Annotated in this window: 15 protein-coding genes and 1 tRNA gene; 6 read left to right on the top strand and 10 right to left on the bottom strand. The window is 68.0% G+C overall.

From position 1 onward, the window contains the following. Positions 1–9: 9 nt before the first annotated feature. From OXS31_RS04925 to OXS31_RS04915, 3 genes are all read right to left on the bottom strand, one after another. Positions 10–2,490, bottom strand: a complete 2,481-nt coding sequence (locus OXS31_RS04925) for an EAL domain-containing protein (protein WP_081347933.1) — start codon at positions 2,488–2,490, stop codon at positions 10–12. A 260-nt stretch (positions 2,491–2,750) separates the two neighbouring features. Next, on the bottom strand, positions 2,751–3,431 hold the full coding sequence (locus OXS31_RS04920) for a lipoprotein (protein WP_007159577.1): 681 nt from the start codon (positions 3,429–3,431) through the stop codon (positions 2,751–2,753). Between the two features lie 59 nt (positions 3,432–3,490). After that, positions 3,491–4,090, bottom strand: a complete 600-nt coding sequence (locus tag OXS31_RS04915) for a short chain dehydrogenase (RefSeq protein ID WP_267398183.1) — start codon at positions 4,088–4,090, stop codon at positions 3,491–3,493. Between the two features lie 99 nt (positions 4,091–4,189). Between OXS31_RS04915 and OXS31_RS04910 the strand changes: the two genes are divergently transcribed. Beyond that, on the top strand, positions 4,190–5,101 hold the full coding sequence (locus tag OXS31_RS04910; RefSeq protein ID WP_267398182.1) for a LysR family transcriptional regulator: 912 nt from the start codon (positions 4,190–4,192) through the stop codon (positions 5,099–5,101). Between the two features lie 758 nt (positions 5,102–5,859). Here OXS31_RS04910 and OXS31_RS04905 read toward each other — a convergent pair. The 5 genes from OXS31_RS04905 to OXS31_RS04885 all read right to left on the bottom strand — a co-directional run bounded on the left by OXS31_RS04905 (position 5,860) and on the right by OXS31_RS04885 (position 10,749). Next, positions 5,860–6,561, bottom strand: a complete 702-nt coding sequence (locus OXS31_RS04905; RefSeq protein ID WP_007159574.1) for an ATP-binding cassette domain-containing protein — start codon at positions 6,559–6,561, stop codon at positions 5,860–5,862. 11 nt (positions 6,562–6,572) lie between these two features. Beyond that, entirely contained in the window at positions 6,573–7,340 is a 768-nt protein-coding gene (livG, locus tag OXS31_RS04900) for a high-affinity branched-chain amino acid ABC transporter ATP-binding protein LivG (protein WP_007159573.1), read from the bottom strand. Continuing rightward, entirely contained in the window at positions 7,337–8,593 is a 1,257-nt protein-coding gene (locus OXS31_RS04895) for a high-affinity branched-chain amino acid ABC transporter permease LivM (RefSeq protein WP_007159572.1), read from the bottom strand. Before OXS31_RS04895 ends, livG begins: the two co-directional genes overlap by 4 nt. Beyond that, positions 8,590–9,513 carry a high-affinity branched-chain amino acid ABC transporter permease LivH gene (gene livH, locus OXS31_RS04890; protein ID WP_007159571.1) on the bottom strand — a complete coding sequence of 308 codons (924 nt, stop codon included), beginning with the start codon at positions 9,511–9,513 and terminating at the stop codon, positions 8,590–8,592. Before livH ends, OXS31_RS04895 begins: the two co-directional genes overlap by 4 nt. 114 nt (positions 9,514–9,627) lie before the next feature. Beyond that, positions 9,628–10,749: a branched-chain amino acid ABC transporter substrate-binding protein gene (locus OXS31_RS04885; RefSeq protein WP_007159570.1), complete on the bottom strand. Its 1,122-nt coding sequence runs from the start codon at positions 10,747–10,749 to the stop codon at positions 9,628–9,630. A 214-nt stretch (positions 10,750–10,963) separates the two neighbouring features. Between OXS31_RS04885 and OXS31_RS04880 the strand changes: the two genes are divergently transcribed. After that, a complete protein-coding gene (locus OXS31_RS04880; protein WP_044341462.1) occupies positions 10,964–11,272 on the top strand; it encodes a DUF2288 domain-containing protein in 309 nt (102 codons plus the stop codon). Between the two features lie 45 nt (positions 11,273–11,317). Here OXS31_RS04880 and OXS31_RS04875 read toward each other — a convergent pair whose 3' ends face one another. Continuing rightward, positions 11,318–12,304: an aldo/keto reductase gene (locus OXS31_RS04875; protein ID WP_077171844.1), complete on the bottom strand. Its 987-nt coding sequence runs from the start codon at positions 12,302–12,304 to the stop codon at positions 11,318–11,320. 110 nt (positions 12,305–12,414) lie between these two features. Between OXS31_RS04875 and OXS31_RS04870 the strand changes: the two genes are divergently transcribed. From OXS31_RS04870 to OXS31_RS04860, 3 genes are all read left to right on the top strand, one after another. Next, positions 12,415–13,302: a LysR family transcriptional regulator gene (locus tag OXS31_RS04870; protein ID WP_267398175.1), complete on the top strand. Its 888-nt coding sequence runs from the start codon at positions 12,415–12,417 to the stop codon at positions 13,300–13,302. A gap of 89 nt (positions 13,303–13,391) precedes the next feature. Next, on the top strand, positions 13,392–15,305 hold the full coding sequence (selB, locus tag OXS31_RS04865) for a selenocysteine-specific translation elongation factor (RefSeq protein ID WP_267398172.1): 1,914 nt from the start codon (positions 13,392–13,394) through the stop codon (positions 15,303–15,305). Positions 15,306–15,314: 9 nt separating this feature from the next. After that, positions 15,315–15,410: transfer RNA gene (locus OXS31_RS04860), tRNA-Sec, on the top strand. 10 nt (positions 15,411–15,420) lie between these two features. On the opposite strand, the gene OXS31_RS04855 is transcribed toward OXS31_RS04860, so the two are convergent. Continuing rightward, the gene (locus OXS31_RS04855; RefSeq protein ID WP_267398171.1) at positions 15,421–16,431 is read right to left on the bottom strand and encodes a hypothetical protein; all 1,011 of its coding nucleotides are present in this window, start codon (positions 16,429–16,431) and stop codon (positions 15,421–15,423) included. A gap of 145 nt (positions 16,432–16,576) precedes the next feature. Here OXS31_RS04855 and OXS31_RS04850 point away from each other — a divergent pair, with 145 nt between their 5' ends. After that, on the top strand, positions 16,577–17,185 hold the full coding sequence (locus OXS31_RS04850; RefSeq protein ID WP_267398170.1) for a TetR/AcrR family transcriptional regulator: 609 nt from the start codon (positions 16,577–16,579) through the stop codon (positions 17,183–17,185). The last annotated feature ends 2 nt before the right edge of the window (positions 17,186–17,187 follow it).

Genomic DNA, 17,187 nt, shown 5'->3' with positions numbered 1-17,187 from the left:
CGCACCCCTTCAGCTCAACGGCTCCGCCACCCCTTCGTCCAGCCAGGCGCCCAGCCGATCGGCCGGTAGCGGCGCGCCGCAGTGGAAGCCCTGGATCTCGTCCGCCGGCAGGTGCTGCAGCTGGCGCAGGTGCTCGGCGTCTTCCACGCCCTTGAGGGTCACCCTCAGCCCCAGCGAGCGGCCGAGATCGATCATGGCCCGCACCAGGGCGCTGTCTTCCGGCGCTTGCCGGTGCCGCGCGATCAAGCTGCGGTCGAGGCGGATGCCGTCCAGCGGATAGCGGCGCAGGTAGGCCAGGGAGCACAGGCCGGACCCGAAGTCGTCCAGGCACAGGCGCACGCCCAGGCCCTTGAGCGCGCCCAGGGTGTTGGCCACATCGGCGGCGGGATCCAGCAGGGTGCGCTCGGTGAGTTCCAGCTCCAGGCGCGAGGCCGCCAGGCCGCTCTGGTAGAGCGCCTCGGCCACGGTCTGCACCGGATCTTCGTTGGCGTGGAATTGCTGCGGCGACAGATTGACCGACACCGAGAGACGTTCCGGCCAGCCCTGAGCGTCGTGGCAGGCGGTCTCCAGCACCCAGCGCCCCAGGCGCTGCCCGAGGCCGGCGTCTTCGGCCAGGGCCAGGAAATCCAGCGGCTCCAGCAGGCCCTGGGTCGGGTGCTCCCAGCGCACCAGCGCCTCGAAGCCGCGCAGGCTGCCATCGGCCAGGCAACGGCGCGGCTGGTAGTAGAGACTGAGGCGATCATCGCGCAGGGCCTGGCGCAGATCCTGTTCCAGCTGCCGGCGCAGGAGCACCTGCTCGTTCATGGCCGGTTCGTGGAAGCGCCAGGTGCCGCGGCCAGCGGCCTTGGCCTGGTACAGGGCGATGTCGGCCAGACGCAGCAATTCCGCCGGGATGCCGGTATCCCGCGGCGCCAGGGCCACGCCCAGGCTGCTGCCGATGAAGACCCGCTGCTCGCCGAGGCGGAAGGGTTGGCGCAACTGCTCCACCAGGCGCCGACAGAGGTCGGCGATGGCAGCGGGGTCGCGATCGCCGCTGAGCACCACGCAGAATTCGTCGCCGCCCAGGCGCGCCACCAGGTCGGTGGCGGTCACGTTCTGCCGCAGGCGCTGCGCCGCTTCCTGCAGGACCTGATCGCCGGCCGCATGGCCGAGGGCGTCGTTGACCGTCTTGAATCTATCCAGGTCCAGGCTGATCAGCGCCAGGGGGCGGGGCTCCGGGCCTTCCAGATGGGTGGCGAGAAACTGGTGCAGGCGATGGCGGTTGGGCAGGCCGGTCAGGGGATCGTGCCAGGACAGGTGCTGGACCTGGGCCAGGGCCTCGATCTCGTCGGTGAGATCGGTGACGGTGCCGCGATAGCCGCCTTCGGGAATGGCCCGGGCGGCCACCCGGCAGGTGCGTTCGCGCCCGTTGCCGTCCAGGTAGTGGCAGACCAGCGGCTGTCGTGGCTTGCGGTCGTGGGCCTGGCCGGCGAGCCAGTGCGCCAGGGTGTCGGCATGGGGGGTGAGCAATTCGGCGAGCGGCCGGCCGAGCCAGCGCTCGGTGGCTTCCCCGGTGACCTCGGCGAAGCGATCCGAGACATAGACCAGGCGCAGCGTGGCGTCGACCTCCCACAGCCAGTCCGAGGTGGCCTCGGCGATGTCGCGGAAGCGCCGCTCGCCGATGGCCAGTTCGCTGCGGCTGGCCAGCAGGTCATCGTACTGGGCATCCAGCTGGCGCATCGAGATCAGCGCCTGGCGAAACAGCCAGATCAGCCCCAGCAGCAGGATCAGCACCCCGCCGCCGAACAGCGGCAGGGTCTGTTGCATCAGCCACAGCCCCGGACGCGGTGGGCGCCAGGTCAGCTGATAGCTGGAACCCGGCAGTTGCCAGCTGGCGCGGCTGCCGGCGCCGTTGGCGCTGATGCTCAGCGGCGGCAGGTTGTTGGCTTCGCTCAGGGCCGCCAGCCGCGCCGGACTGAGCACATTGACGAAGACCAGTACCGAGGCCGGCGCGTCCTGGGGGCGAACGCCGGCCTGGTCGCCCGGGGTGATGGCGGCGGCGGCCACCAGCGCCGGCATCCCGGCCACGGTCAGCACGCCGGACACGCTGCCGGCGCGGGCGTCGGCGCTGCGCGCCGCGGCCAGCAGGCCGGCGATGTCGCCCTGCAGCCAAGGGGCAGCGGGATCGGCGAGCTGGCCGTCGAGCAGGCGATAGCGGGGCCGATCCTGACCGTCGAACACCAGCACTCCCTCATAGCCATAGACCTGGAACAGGGATTCGCCCAGATTGCCCTGTTCGAAGGCCCAGTCGCTGTCCAGTGTCTGGTGCAGGCGGCGATAGGCTTCGTCCCATTTGCTGTAGTCGATCAGGTTGCGGGCGACCTCTTCGTCGAGGCGCGTGAAGGTGCGGCCAACGGCGCGCTCGGTATGCTGGGCGACGGTGGCATCCTGGCGCACGGCATTGTCGACCAGCAGATAGCAACCCAGGCCGATGAGACCCAGGAGCAGCACGCAGAGCGCGGGGAACAGCCGCAGGAGAACGGTATGGCCCCGTCGGCGCGGAGGCGCGCTACGAGACGCTGGGAATGTTGGCATGCCTGGACCCTGGCTGGATGAGCGTTCCTGTGCCTTCGCCTGGTGGAACCCGGAAGTGACCAAGCGAAGCGGATGAAACCTTGCCGTCGCTAGACTAGCCCCTTGGGGCGCGCGACGCTAAACGTAAAGCGGGAGATGCCAAGGGGATCGCGCTAAGCATCGCGCGAACGCCCGAGTTAGGTGGGATTGCCGGCTCCGCCATAGAAGGCGCAGCCCTGCCAGGTCTGGCCATTGATGCGCAGTTCGGCCTGCAGTGACTGCACGGTGCCGGTGCGACCGTCCACGCAGCGGCGCGGATTGATCCACAGCTCGACCTTCTCGCCATTGGCTTCGGTGGACAGGGCGCGCATGCCGCCCGGCAATTCTTCCTGCACGAAGGGCAGGGCGCGGCGCTGCTGGCCGGCGGTGCTGACCAGCATGCCCTGGTTGCTGACCTGGACGCTCCAGTCCGGTCCATGGCCACCGGCGTTCATGGCGGTGCGCTTGAAGTTGGGATCGCTGCAACCCGGTCCGCTGTATTGCACGCGGTAGACATCGGTGACGGCGAACACGCCCTGGGCACCATCGCGGCCGCCGGACTTGAGCTTGCCGCGCAGGTCGGCGAACAGCGAAGCGGCGCCGCTGTCGGCGGCCAGTTCGTGGGCATCGCGCAGGATGGCGGTGTTGTTGGCGTCGGTGACGTCGAAGAAACGCTGTTCCTGGCAGGGGCGGAACAGCAGCTGGTCACCGCTCCAGCGCAGATCGCCCTGCAGGCGCTCGCCGCCCGGTGCACGCGGGGTGTCGTCGCTCTGGAACAGGCTGCAGCCCCCGAGGAGGCCGAGCAGGGCTAGGGGAAAGATGGCACGCGGCGCTGGCATCGCAGGACTCCGACTGAGGTGGGCACACGTTACTCAGACAGCGCCGCGAGCTCAAGGACTTACCAGACGCGATACGTCTTGCCGGTTTCTCGTCCTTCCACACTGCGTTCGTAGGCCAGCGCGGCCTCGGCGCCGCTGACCGCCTTGAAACCGCGGAAGAAATCACCGTAGTGGCCCAGGGACTCCTGCAGCACCGTCGGGCTGACCGCGTTGAGGCGCTGACCGTGGGGCAACTCGATGGCCGCACCGCGCACGAAGCCTTCCAGCGCCGCGTTGACCATGGCCGCCGAGCTGCCCTGGGCGATGGGCTGTTCGCTGAGGATGCCGGTGGTCAGGGTAAAGGAGGCGCCCTCGGCGGCCTGCTGCTGGCCGAGCAGCACCAGATTGACCTGGCCCATGAGCTTGTCCTGCAGGCCTTTCTGGTACGCCTCGGGCGTCATCTCGGTGAAGGGGGCGAAGGTCACCGAACCCACCGCGCTGACCAGGGCGTCGAAACGACCCACCTGGGTGAAGAGGGCACGGATGGACTCGGGTTGGGTAATGTCGACCTGCAGGTCGCCGGATCGGCGGCCGACGCGGATCAGGTCATGGCGGCTGCCCAGGCGTTCGGCGATGGCGCTGCCCAGGGTCCCGCTGGCACCGACGAGGATGATTTTCATGGGGGTGGCTCCGTGAAGGGAAGGGAGTCCTCAGCCTAGAATGGCCCATTGCCCCGATAAATCACCTGAATGGCAATCCAGTGTTTCCAGGGGGAAACGATGCAGGACGACTTTGCCGATCTCGCCGCCTTCGCCATCCTCTGTGACAGCGGCAGCTTCACCCGTGCGGCCGAGCGCCTGGGATGCAGCAAGGGCCAGCTGTCCAAGCGCATCCGGTCGCTGGAGATGCGCCTGGAGACCCAGCTGCTGCACCGCACCACCCGACGCCTCGATCCCACCCCCGCTGGTCGTGCCCTGCTGCCGGAGGCCCAGGCCCTGGTGCGCCAGCGCGAGCGGGCCCTGCAGAGCGTGGCCCGGCTGCAGGAGCAAGCCGTCGGCCCGGTGCGCCTGACCGTGCCGGTGTCCCTGGGCTACACCTTTTTCGAGGTGCTACTGGCCTGTCGCGCCGCCCATCCCGCCATCCAGCTGGACCTGGTGCTGGACAACGGCTACCGCGACCTGGTGGCCGAGGGCTTCGACCTGGCGATCCGCGCCCGGCTGGAGCCGGACGAACGCCTGGTCGCCCGGCCGCTGTTCGCCATGCAGGAGGTGACCTGCGCGGCACCGGCCTATCTGGCCGGGGTCGAGGTTCCCCGGGTGCCCGAGGATCTGCTCGGCCATCGCTGCCTGGTGAACAGTCACTATGCCGAGGGCGACGTCTGGCTCTATCACCGTGAGCATCAGCTCAGCCGCGTCCAGGTGGAGCCCAGTCTTTCCTGCAACCACTACAGCCTGCTCAAGCAGGCTGCCCTGGCCGGGCAGGGCATCGCCCGGCTGCCGTCATTCATGGTGCACGAAGAGTTGGCCAGCGGCGCCCTGGTCTGGCTGCTCCGGGAATGGCGCACCCCCAGCCAGCCGCTGTTTCTGGTCCATCCCTACCAAGGTGGGTTGCCGAAGCGCACCAGAGTGGTGGCGGAAGCCCTGAGCGACTGGTTCGAGCGCAGTCGGCAGCGGTTGGAGGCGTTGGGGTAGCGAGGTTGATGGAGCTCAACGCCTGCGCGGAAAGCCCCCTCTCCCTGCGGGAGAGGGCTGGGGTGGGGGCGCGCTTCGCTGTGAAGCCCCAGTGGAAAAGGCTGCGCCGTTTTCCACGCTACGGTGCTATTGGGCTTCGACGATGGAGCCGTCTCAACCCAACCTACGCATTGAAAGCCCCCTCTCCCTGCGGGAGAGGACTGGGGTGAGGGCGCGCTTCGCTGTGAAGCCCCCAGTGGAAAAGGCTGCGTCGTTTTCCACGCTACGGCACCGTTGGGCTTCGACGGTGGAGCCGTCTCAACCCAACCTACGCGTTGAAAGCCCCCTCTCCCTGCGGGAGAGGACTGGGGTGAGGGCGCGCTTCGCCGCGAAACCCCAGTGGAAAAGGCTGCGCCGTTTTCCACGCTACGGTGCTGTTGGGCTTCGACGGTGGAGGCGTCTCAACCCAACCTACGCGCTGCTTGGATCGCCCCCTCTCCCTGCGGGAGAGGGCTGGGGTGAGAGCGCGCTTCGCCGCGAAACCCCAGTGGAAAAGGCTGCGCCGTTTTCCACGCTACGGTGCTATTGGGCTTCGACGATGGAGCCGTCTCAACCCAACCTACGCACTGAAAGCCCTCTCCCCCTGCGGGAGAGGGCTGGGGTGAGAGCACCCTTCACCGCGAAACCCCCGTTGGAAAAGGCTACGCCGTTTTCCACGCTACGGCATCGTTGGGCTTCGCCGCGCCGAGGTTGAAGCGTGTCGGGCAGCGACGGCATGCTCAACCGCCCAGATAGGCCTTGCGCACGTCCGGGTTGGCCAGCAATTCGGCGCCGCTGTCCTGCATGACGATGCGGCCGTTCTCCAGCACATAGCCGCGGTCGGCCAGCTTGAGCGCCTGGTTGGCGTTCTGCTCGACCAGGAACACCGTCACCCCATCCTGGCGCAGTTGCTCGATGATCTCGAAGATCTGCTGGATGATGATGGGCGCCAGGCCCAGGGAGGGCTCGTCGAGCAGCAGCAGGCGCGGCTCGCTCATCATCGCCCGGCCGATGGCGAGCATCTGCTGCTCGCCGCCGGACATGGTGCCGGCGCGCTGGGCATAGCGCTCCTTGAGGCGCGGGAAGAGGCCGAGGACCTTCTCCAGCTGGCGGTCATAGGCGTGCTTGTCGGTAAAGAAGCCGCCCATGGCCAGGTTCTCTTCCACGGTCAGGCGGGCGAACACCCGGCGGCCTTCCGGTACCACGGCGATGCCCTTGCGCATGATCTGCGCGGTTTCCTGGCCGACCAGTTCCTCGCCTTCGTAGCGGATGCTGCCGCCATGGGCGCGCGGGGTGCCGCAGAGGGTCATCAGCAGGGTGGACTTGCCGGCGCCATTGGCGCCGATCAGGGTGACGATCTCGCCCCGGTTCACCTGCACGCTGACGCCATGCAGCGCCTGGATCTTGCCGTAGAAGGTGGAGACGTTGTCGAACTGCAGCATGGAGGTCTCCATCAGGATTCGCCCAGGTAGGCCTTGATCACGTCGGGATTGTTGCGGATCTGCTCCGGCGTCCCGTCGGCCAGGGGGGTACCCTGGTTGATCACCACGATGTGGTCGGAAATGCTCATTACCAGGTGCATGTCGTGCTCGATCAAGAGCACGGTGACGCCGTGCTCGGCGCGCAGCAGGGCGATGAGCGCCTTGAGGTCCTCGGTCTCGCGCGGGTTGAGACCGGCGGCCGGCTCGTCGAGCATGAGGATCTGCGGGCGGGTCATCATGCAGCGGGCGATTTCCAGGCGGCGCTGCTGGCCGTAGGCGAGGTTGCCGGCGTTACGGTTGGCGAACTCGGTGAGGTTGACCTGCTCCAGCCAGAAGCGCGCGTAATCCATGGCCTCGGCTTCGCTCTTGCGAAAGGCCGGGGTCTTGAACAGCCCGGCCAGGAAGCCGGTGTTGAGGTGGCGATGCTGGGCCACCAGCAGGTTCTCCACCGCGGTCATTTCCTTGAACAGGCGGACGTTCTGGAAGGTACGCACCACGCCCTTGCGGGCGATCTTGTGCCCGGGCAGGCCCTGGATGGCCTCGCCGCGCAGGAGGATCTCGCCGCCACTGGGCCGGTAGAAGCCGGTCAGGCAGTTGAACACCGTGGTCTTGCCGGCGCCGTTGGGACCGATCAGCGAGACCACCTGGCCCTGTTCCACACGGATGTTGACGCCGTTGACGGCCAGCAGGCCGCCGAACCTCATGGACAGGCCGGAGACATCGAGAAGGGCTTGGCTCATTTGCGCAACTCCAGGTGCGGGCGTTGCATCGGGAGCAGGCCTTGCGGACGCCAGATCATCATCACGACCATCAGCAGGCCGAACATCAACATGCGGTATTCGCTGAATTCGCGCATCAGCTCCGGCAAGAGGATCATCACGATGGCCGCGAGGATCACGCCGAGCTGGGACCCCATGCCGCCCAGCACCACGATGGCCAGGATGATGGCCGATTCGATGAAGGTGAAGGATTCCGGCGACACCAGGCCCTGGCGGGCGGCGAAGAAGCTGCCGGCGAAACCGGCGAAGCAGGCGCCCAGGGTAAAGGCCGAGAGCTTGATCAGCGTGGGATTCAGCCCCAGGGCGCGGCAGGCGATCTCGTCTTCGCGCAGGGCTTCCCAGGCGCGACCGATGGGCATGCGCAGGAGGCGATTGATCACGAACAGGGTCAGCAGCACCAGCAGCAGGGCGATCAGGTAGAGGAAGATCACCTTGTATTCGGAGTTGTAAGGGATGCCGAAGTACTCGTGGAAGGGCGTCATGCCCTCGGGTGCGCGGCGTTCGAAGGTCAGGCCGAACAGGGTCGGCTTGTCGATGCCGCTGATGCCGTTGGGGCCGCCGGTCCATTCGGTGAGGTTGCGCAAGAGGATGCGGATGATCTCGCCGAAGCCCAGGGTGACGATGGCCAGGTAGTCGCCGCGCAGGCGCAGCACCGGGAAGCCGAGCAGGAAGCCGAACAGCGCCGCCATCAGCCCCGCCAGCGGCAGGCACACCCAGAAGCCCAGGCCATAGTAGTGGGAGAGCATGGCGTAGGTGTAGGCGCCGACGGCATAGAAGCCGACGTAGCCCAGGTCGAGCAGACCGGCCAGGCCCACCACGATGTTCAGGCCGAGGCCGAGCATCACGTAGATCAGGATCAGGGTGGCGATGTCCACCGCGCCGCGCGAGCCATAGAAGGGCCACACCAGGGCTACCAGCACCAGGCCGAGGATCACCCAGCGCTGGGTCTTGGGTTCGGTCAGCTTGGTGCCCAGGCCGGTGGCCGGCAACGGCAGGCCGCCGCTGCGGCGCCAGCCGGCGGTGACCTGGTCGCGCACCAGTTGCCAGACGAACATCAGCACCGCGGCCAGGGCCACGATCCAGAGGGTGCGCGGCGTGGCGCCGTGCACTTCGAGGTTGACGCCCACCGTCTCCAGCTTGAGGCCGAGGATGGGATAGGCGACGGCCAGCACCAGCAGGGCGCTGAAGAAGGCGGTTCGCAGACGGGCACTCATACCTTTTCCACCTCCGGACGACCGAGGATGCCGGTGGGGCGGAACAGCAGCACCAGCACCAGCAGGCTGAAGGCCACCACGTCCTTGTACTGGTCACCGAAGACGTCGGCGCCAAAGGCCTCGGCCACGCCCAGCACCAGGCCGCCGAGCATGGCGCCGGGGATGCTGCCGATGCCGCCGAGCACGGCGGCGGTAAAGGCCTTGATGCCGGCCAGGAAACCCAGGCTCGGGTTGATCACGCCGTACTGGATGCCCAGCAGCACCGCGGCCACGGCGGCCAGGGTGGCGCCGATGACGAAGGTCAGGGCGATGATGCCGTTGGTGTTGATGCCCAGCAGGTTGGCCATCTTGATGTCCTCGGCGCAGGCGCGGCAGGCGCGGCCCAGGCGGGAGCGGGAGATGAACCAGGTCAGGCCGAACATGGTGAGCAGGGTGACGATGAAGATCAGCACCTGCACATAGGAGATCACCACGCCGTTCATGGCGTCGGTGCCGATGATGAAGTTGCCCGGCAGCAGGTTGGGGATCGACTTGTCCTTGGAGTCCTGGGCCAGCAGCACCCAGTTCTGCAGGAAGATCGACATGCCGATCGCCGAGATCAGCGGGATCAGCCGGTTACCGCCGCGCAGGGGGCGATAGGCGATGCGTTCGATGCTGTAGCCGTAGGCACTGGCGATGATGATGCTGGCGCCGAAGGCGGCGAGCATGACGATGGGCAGGCTGTGGATGCCTAGCATGGCGAGGCCGGCGATGGCGATGAAAGCCACGTAGGAGCCGATCATGTACACCTCGCCATGGGCGAAGTTGATCATGCCGATGATGCCGTAGACCATGGTGTAGCCGATGGCGATCAGGGCATAGGTGCTGCCGACCGTGAGGCCGTTCACCAGCTGTTGCAGGTAGTGGTAGAACTCGGGCATGGGTGTCTCCAGGGGACCCAAGTGCACTTCTGGTGCAGGTCCCAGGCCTCGGATGGAGGCGGATAAACGAAGCCCACCGCCGTGGGCGGTGGGCTCCGGTGTTACAGGCAGGGCTTACTTGGCTTCAGTCTTGGTGCCGTCGGCGTGCCATTCGTAGACCACGAACTCGAAGTTCTTCAGGTCGCCTTTCTCGTCGAACGCCAGCTCGCCGGTGGGGGTGTTGAAGGTGTTGCTGCGCAGCGCCTTGGCCACATCCTCGGGCTTCTCGTCGCCCGCCTTGGCGATGCCTTCGGCGATGACCTGCACGGCGGCGTAGGAGGGGAACACGAAGGGACCGCTCGGATCCTGCTTCTTGTCCTTGAACGCCTGCACCAGGGCCTGGTTCTTGGGATCCTGGTCGAAGGAGCGCGGCAGGGTGACCAGCAGGCCTTCGGACGCCTTGCCGGCAATGGCGGAGATGGAGCTGTTGCCCACGCCTTCCGGACCCATGAACTTGGCGGTCAGGCCCTTCTCGGCCGCCTGACGCAGGATCAGGCCCAGCTCGGGGTGGTAGCCGCCGTAGTAGACGAAGTCGACGTTGGCCTGCTTGAGCTTGGCGATCAGCGAGGAGAAGTCCTTGTCGCCGGAGTTGATGCCCTCGAACACGGCGACCTTGACGCCGGCCTTGTCCAGGGTCTGCTTGACCGCGGTGGCGATGCCTTCGCCGTACTGCTGCTTGTCGTGGATGACCGCGACGATCTTCGGCTTGACGTGCTCGACGATGAACTTGCCGGCGGTCGGGCCCTGCATGTTGTCCAGGCCGATGGTGCGGAAGATCAGCTTGTAGCCACGGTTGGTGATGTCGGGGCTGGTGGCCGCCGGGGTCACCATCAGGATGCCTTCGTCCTCATAGATGTCGGAGGCCGGCTGGGTGGAGCTGGAGCAGAGGTGGCCGACGACGAACTTGACGCCATCGTTGACGATCTTGTTGGCAACCGCCACGGCCTGCTTGGGATCGCAGGCGTCGTCGTAGATCACGCCTTCGAGCTGCTTGCCCTTGACGCCGCCGGCCTTGTTGATCTGCTCGATGGCCATCTGGGCACCAATGAACTCCATGTCACCGTACTGGGCGACCGGACCGGTCTTGGGGCCGGCCAGACCGATCTTCAGGGTGTCGGCTGCCAGGGTGTGGCTGGCCATGCCGGCCAGGGCCAGGGCCGCGACCAAGCGGGAGAAACGCAGAGTTGCCTTTTTCATGAGTGCTCCACTCGGAATGCTTTTATTAATGAGGCAGTTGGAAGCGAAAATGTGCCGATTTTGTTCTTTATGACGCGCCGCGCAGTTTAATCACCGTCTGTTCGTCTTGGAAAGCTGGCGACGACAACTTGTCGGACTTGTCGACCGTGCGTCCGGGCGCTCGGCAAGCGGGGAGGGCAACGGTAGAATCCGCCCTTTTCGCGAGGCCCGCACCATGACCGATCACGCAACGCGCTACGCCACCCTGCTCGGGCAGACCGCCGCCATCGGCTGGGAAGAATTGCAACCGCATTTTGCGCGGGGCGTGCTGCTGGAAGTGGCCCCCGAGCTGGACCTGATCGAAGCGGCCATCGCCGTGACCCAGGACGATGCCGCCCGGGTGGGTCTGTGGCTGCAGCAGGGTCAGCTGGCCAAGGTCGACGAAGCGCGCGCGCGACGCCGGCTGGAGGCGCCCGAGGTGGCGCTGTGGGCGGTGGTGGTGGCGCCCTGGGTGCTGATGCAGGAGCGTCCGGCCGAGCGCTGAAACGCAAAGGCCCGCGCAAGGCGGGCCGTTGTTGCCGGGGGTGGTTCAGCGTTCGCTGTCGAGATCGCGCAGCTGGTGTTCGCCGTAGCGATCGCCGGCCACCGCGCCTGGCGGCAGCAGGCGTTCCAGTTCGGCGCGATCCGCATCGCTCAGCGTCACCTCCAGCGCACCGAGGGATTCGTCGAGCTGAGCGCGGCGGCGGGCTCCGATTAAAGGCACGATGTCCTCGCCCTGGGCGGCGACCCAGGCCACCGCCAGCCGGGCCGGGGTGGTGCCGCGGCGTTCAGCGAATTGCTTCAGGCCTTCTACCAGCGCCAGATTGCGCTCCACGTTACCCGGCTGGAAGCGCGGACTGAGGGCGCGGAAGTCGCCGCTGCCCGAGGGTTGGCGCCAGTGACCGCTGAGCAGACCGCGGGAGAGCACGCCATAGGCGGTGATGCCGATGCCCAGGTCGCGGCAGGTCGGCAGGATCTCGGCCTCGATGCCGCGCGAGACCAGCGAATACTCGATCTGCAGGTCGCAGACCGGGTGCACCGCGGCCGCTCGCCGCAGGGTCTGGGCGCCCACCTCCGAAAGGCCGATGTGGCGGATGTAGCCCGCCTGGACCAGCTCGGCGAGGGCGCCCATGGTGTCCTCGATGGGCACCTGGCGATCCAGCCGCGCCGGGCGATAGATGTCGATGTGGTCCACGCCCAGGCGCTTGAGGCTGTAGGCGACGAAATTCTTGATCGCCGCCGGCCGGGCGTCGTAGCCCAGCCACTCGCCACCCGGACCGCGCAGGGCGCCGAACTTGACGCTGATCAGGGCACTATCGCGGCGGCCGCGCAAGGCTTCGCCCAGGAGCAGTTCGTTGTGGCCCATGCCATAGAAGTCACCGGTGTCGAACAGGGTGACGCCGCGTTCGAGGGCGGCCTGGACGGTGGCGATGGCCTCGCCACGGTCGGCGGCGCCATAGAGATCGGACATGCCCATGCAGCCCAGACCGAGCGTGGATACCAAGGGGCCCTGCTGGCCCAAGCGACGCTGTTGCATGAGGGATTCCTCGTCAGATGGATGAGGCTTCACTCTAGTCGCCAGGGTGCCGTGCGATAATCCGGTCGTGACACAACGACCTGTTCGCCTAGCCGTACAATGGAGGCGCCTTGAATCTGGATGACCTGGCGGCCTTCGCCGCCGTGGCCGAGGCCCGCAGCTTTCGCGGCGCCGCCTATGTGCGTGGCGTGGCCGCCTCTTCGCTGAGCGATGCGGTGCGGCGGCTGGAGCGGGAACTGGATGTGCGGCTGCTGCATCGCACCACCCGCAGCGTGACCCCCACCTCGGCCGGCCAGCGCCTGCTGGAACGCCTGACCCCGGCCCTGCGCGAGGTGCGCGGCGCGCTGGACGCCATCAATGCCGAGGGCGAAAGTCCGGTGGGCAGCCTGAGACTCAATGTGCCCACCATCGTCGCCCGGGTGCTGCTGCCACCGCTGATCGGCCCCTTCCTGGCCCGGTATCCGGGCATTCGCCTGGAGGTGGTGGCCGAGGACCGGCTGATCGACGTGCTCGCCGCTGGTTTCGATGCCGGGGTGCGCTACGACGAGCACCTGGAAGCCGACATGATCAGCGTGCGGCTGGGCCCGGCCACCCAGAGATTCGCCGTGGCCGGAACCCCGGCCTACCTGGAACAGCATGGCGTACCGGCGCATCCCGCCGACCTGGTCCGGCATTCCTGCATCGGGCATCGCTTCGCCAGCGGCCTGGTGGCGCAATGGAGTTTCGAGCGCGGCAGCGAGGTCATCAACATCGCTCCGGGCAGTCGCCTGCTGGCTTCGGCACTCGACCTGGAACTGCAGGCCGCCCTCGACGGCGTCGGCCTCATCTATTCCTTCGCCGACTACCTGGCTGCGCCCCTGGCCGACGGCCGCCTGGTGGAAGTGCTGGCGGACTGGTCCCCGTCCTTTCCCGGTCCGCGGCTCTACTACGCGGATCGCCGCCAACTGCCAGCCCCGCTGCGCGCCTTCGTGGCCTTCCTGCGCGAGCATCACGGCTAGGCGGGCGCGCGGGGCGCCGCTACCCTGAGCGCCAGTCCGCCGCCTGGAGCCCCTATGACGCCCCTGTTCTCCCGCCTGGTATCGTCCCCATGATCATCGGCACCGCCGGCCACATCGACCATGGCAAGACGGCGCTGATCCAGGCCCTCACCGGAGTCGCCGGTGACCGCCGCCGTGAAGAGCAGGCGCGTGGCATCACCATCGACCTGGGCTATGTCTATGCCGATCTGGGCGACGGCGGCCTCACCGGCTTCATCGACGTGCCCGGCCACGAGCGCTTCGTGCACAACATGCTGGCCGGTGCCAGCGGTCTGGATCTGGCCCTGCTGGTGGTGGCGGCCGACGATGGCGTCATGCCCCAGACCCGCGAGCACCTGGCGATCCTCGAATTGCTCGGCATTCCCCGGCTGCTGGTGGCCCTGACCAAAGCCGATCGGGTGGACGCCGAGCGGCTGGCGCAGGTTGGTCAGGAGGTCAGTGCGCTGCTGGCTGCCGGGCCCTTCGCCGGGGCGCCGCTGTATCCGGTGGCCAGCCCCAGCGGCGCCGGTATCCCCGCGTTGCGCGCCGCCTTGCTCGCGGCCCTGGACCAGGTGCGCCAGCGCAACGTCCGCGGTGGCTTTCGCCTGGCGGTGGACCGGGTGTTCAGCGTCGCCGGGGCCGGGGTGGTGGTCACCGGCACCGCCTTCGCCGGCCAGGTGGCCGTTGGCGACGAGCTCATCCTCACCCCGCGCGGCCAGCGCCTGCGGGTGCGGGGGCTGCATGCGCAGAATCGCGCGGCAGAAACCGCTCAGGCCGGTCAGCGCGTATCGCTCAATCTGGCGGGCGAGCGCCTGAGCACCGACAGCCTCGCCCGCGGCGACTGGCTGGTGGCCGAGGCGCTGCACGCGCCCACCACCCGCATCGATGTCGAACTGCGCCTGCTGCCCGGCGAGGCGCGCAACCTGACGCACTGGACGCCAGTGCACGTGCACCTCGGCGCCCAGGATCTCACCGGGCGCGTCGCCCTGCTGGAAGGTGACAGCCTCGCCCCGGGTGCCACGGCCCTGGCGCAACTGGTGCTCAATGCGCCTTTGCACGGGGTGCACGGTGATCGCCTGGTGCTGCGCGACCAGTCCGCCCAGCGCACCCTGGGCGGTGCGCGGCTGCTCGATCCCTTCGCCCCGGCCCGCCATCGCCGCACCCCGCAGCGTCTGGCGCAACTCCAGGCGCTGCGGCAGGGCGGCCTGGAGGAAGCCCTGCCCGAACTCCTGGCCCAGGCCGCAGGCGGTCTCGATCCGCGACTGCTGGCCCGGCAATTCAACCGCCCCGAAGGCGATTGGCAATTGCCCGCCGACACCCTGAGGGTGGACACGCGGGTCGGTCCGCGGCTGTTCGCGGCGGCTCTGTGGCAGGCGGCACTCGAGCGCCTGGGCGCAGTGCTGGCCACCTTTCACCAGGAGCAACCCGACGAACTGGGACCGGATCGGGATCGCCTGCGCCGCATCGCCGCGCCGGAACTGGAGCGGCCCGTCTATCTGGCGCTGCTGGAGACGGCCCTGGCCGAGGGGCGCTTGCAGAGCAGTGGTCCCTGGCTGCACCTGCCCGATCACCAGGTACGCCTCACCGAGGCGGAGGAGGGGCTCAAGGCCCGGCTCTGGCCGCTGCTGGAGGCCCAGCGCTTCGATCCGCCCTGGACCCGCGATCTCGCCAAGAGCCTGGGTCAGCCCGAGGCCGAGGTGCGCCTGTTGCTGCGCAAACTGGCCCGGTTGGGGGAACTGACCCAGGTGGTCAAGGATCTCTTCTATCCCCAGGCGAGTCTGGAAGCCGCGGCCAGTGAGGCATTGCGCCTGGAGCGCGAAGCAGGGATCATTCGCGCCGCGGCCTTTCGCGATGCCCTCGGCATCGGTCGCAAGCGCAGCATCCAGATCCTCGAATGCCTGGATCGCATCGGTTTCACCCGGCGCTTCGGCGACGAGCGCCGGGTCCGCCCGGACAGCGCCTGGGCCCGCGCCGCCGAGGGCTAGCGCAACAGAGGAAGGCAATCACGCCCGGTGGCGTGGCCGGGCTTCAAACCCGGTTGGGGACGGCAGCCGTTCCCGGGTGGGTTCGACTCCCACTGCCTTCCGCCATTTCCTGAGCTCAGTACCCGTCCACCGGGTGATGGAGCACCGCGCCCTCCCGCTGCAACTCCTGCAGAAACCAGTCGGCCGCCCAGAGCTGTTCGGGCATATAGAGACCTGCCGGCAGCGGTCTACCGCCCACCAGGCCCAGCGCCCGCTCCAGCGACAGCACCAGCCCGAGGGCAGTCAGCGAGGCCTGCCCCTGGCTGAATTCCAGCACGGACCGTGCGGTGGTGGTCTGGCCGTCCCTTTCGCCGGTCACCTTGACCGCGATCTCGGCCGCCGTTTCCGCGCCCCGCCGCCGGCTGGAGGACTCGCCCATGGCGATGTCGAAGCGGAGCTCCGGCGCGGCGGTGGTGGCCCAGAGGCTCAACAGATCGATGGAGCCAAAGGCCGTGGCGGCCAGCGTGCGACCGTCCAGCGCCGTGACGCTGCCCTGCAGGTCGGCACCGCTCAGCCAGTGGCGGCGCCCGTGCCGGAACGCCAGGGCCGCGGGCGCCGCGCTGTGCACCCGCGCCATATCCTCCCATGCCAGGGGACCGGCCGGATCTTTTTCGTCCAGCAAGACCTCCACCCCGATGGCCGCGACCCGGGTGAAGCGGCGGGCGAGATCGAGCGCCAGCGCCAGGGCGGCGCCCGAAGCCCAGTGGCTGGACAGCACCAGGGCATGGGCGCCGGGGTGGTGCATGAACTGGGCGACTTCCGGCCCCAGTTCGGTGACGCCGGTGTTGGCATTGAGATAGGGGATGCCCAGGCGCTGGGCGAGGCTCAGGCCGTGCAGGGCCTGATCCGGTGCTAGCATGATGATGGCTGCCGGGGTGAGGGCGGGATCCAGTCCCAGCCCCGGCTGGTCGAGATCCAGGCCCACTGCCCGGGCCTGGCCGGCGGCCTGGGCGACGTCCTCGGCCGTGGCGAGGTTGCGGCCCCCCACCAGCAGCGGCCAGTCAGGCTGGCGCTGGCGGAACCAGTGGACGGCCTGGCGGCCTACCGTGCCCGAACCGCCGGCAAAGAGTATGGGTTGCAGTGGCATGATGCTGTCCTCGTGGTTGCAGTGCTGAGATCGAGGAGACCGTACCGCCAGCTGGCCAGCAGCTGCTCCCCGCGTTAACCTACCAAGAGTAGGTTCTAAATCAGGATTAACCTACCTTTAGTAGGTTTGCAAGAAGACGTGACCAATGGCAGAGCGATCCATCCCTGAAAAACCGATCTCCGATGGTGCCGCGCGGCGTCTTTCTAAGGCGGCGCGGCGTCAGCAATTGCTGGAAACAGCGCGGCTCATCGTCCGGGAAGAGGGTGCGGATCGCCTGACCCTGGGCTATCTGGCCGTACAGGCAGGCGTTTCCAAGCCGGTCGTCTACGAGCATTTCGGTACCCGCTCGGGACTGCTCATCGAACTCTATCGCTGGCTCGATCTGGCGCAGATGGATGCCTTTCGCCAGGCCATGACGGCCCGGCAGCAGAGCGCCGAAGAGGCCACCGCGGCGCTGGCCGAGGGCTACATCCGTTGCGTGACCGACATGCAGGGCGAGGTCGGCGTGCTGGCGGCGGCCCTGGCAGGGAGTGAGGAAAAGACCGCGGTGTATCAGGAGTTGCTGGAGCACGGCACCCGGATGGTGGCGGCGGTGCTCACGCCGCACAGCACGAGGTCCGCCGCGGAGTTGCAGGTGTCCTGCATCGGCCTGGTCGGCGCCGGCGAGGCCCTGGCCGCGGCCGTGGTGCGCGGGGCGCTGGGCGAGCGTGAGGCCATCGAGGCCTTTACCCGCCTGGTGCGCGCGGTGCTATAGCG

Source organism: Pseudomonas sp. GM_Psu_1 (assembly GCF_026544185.1).
Lineage (GTDB): Bacteria > Pseudomonadota > Gammaproteobacteria > Pseudomonadales > Pseudomonadaceae > Chryseomonas > Chryseomonas oryzihabitans.
This window is presented reverse-complemented; position numbering and strand designations above follow the sequence as displayed.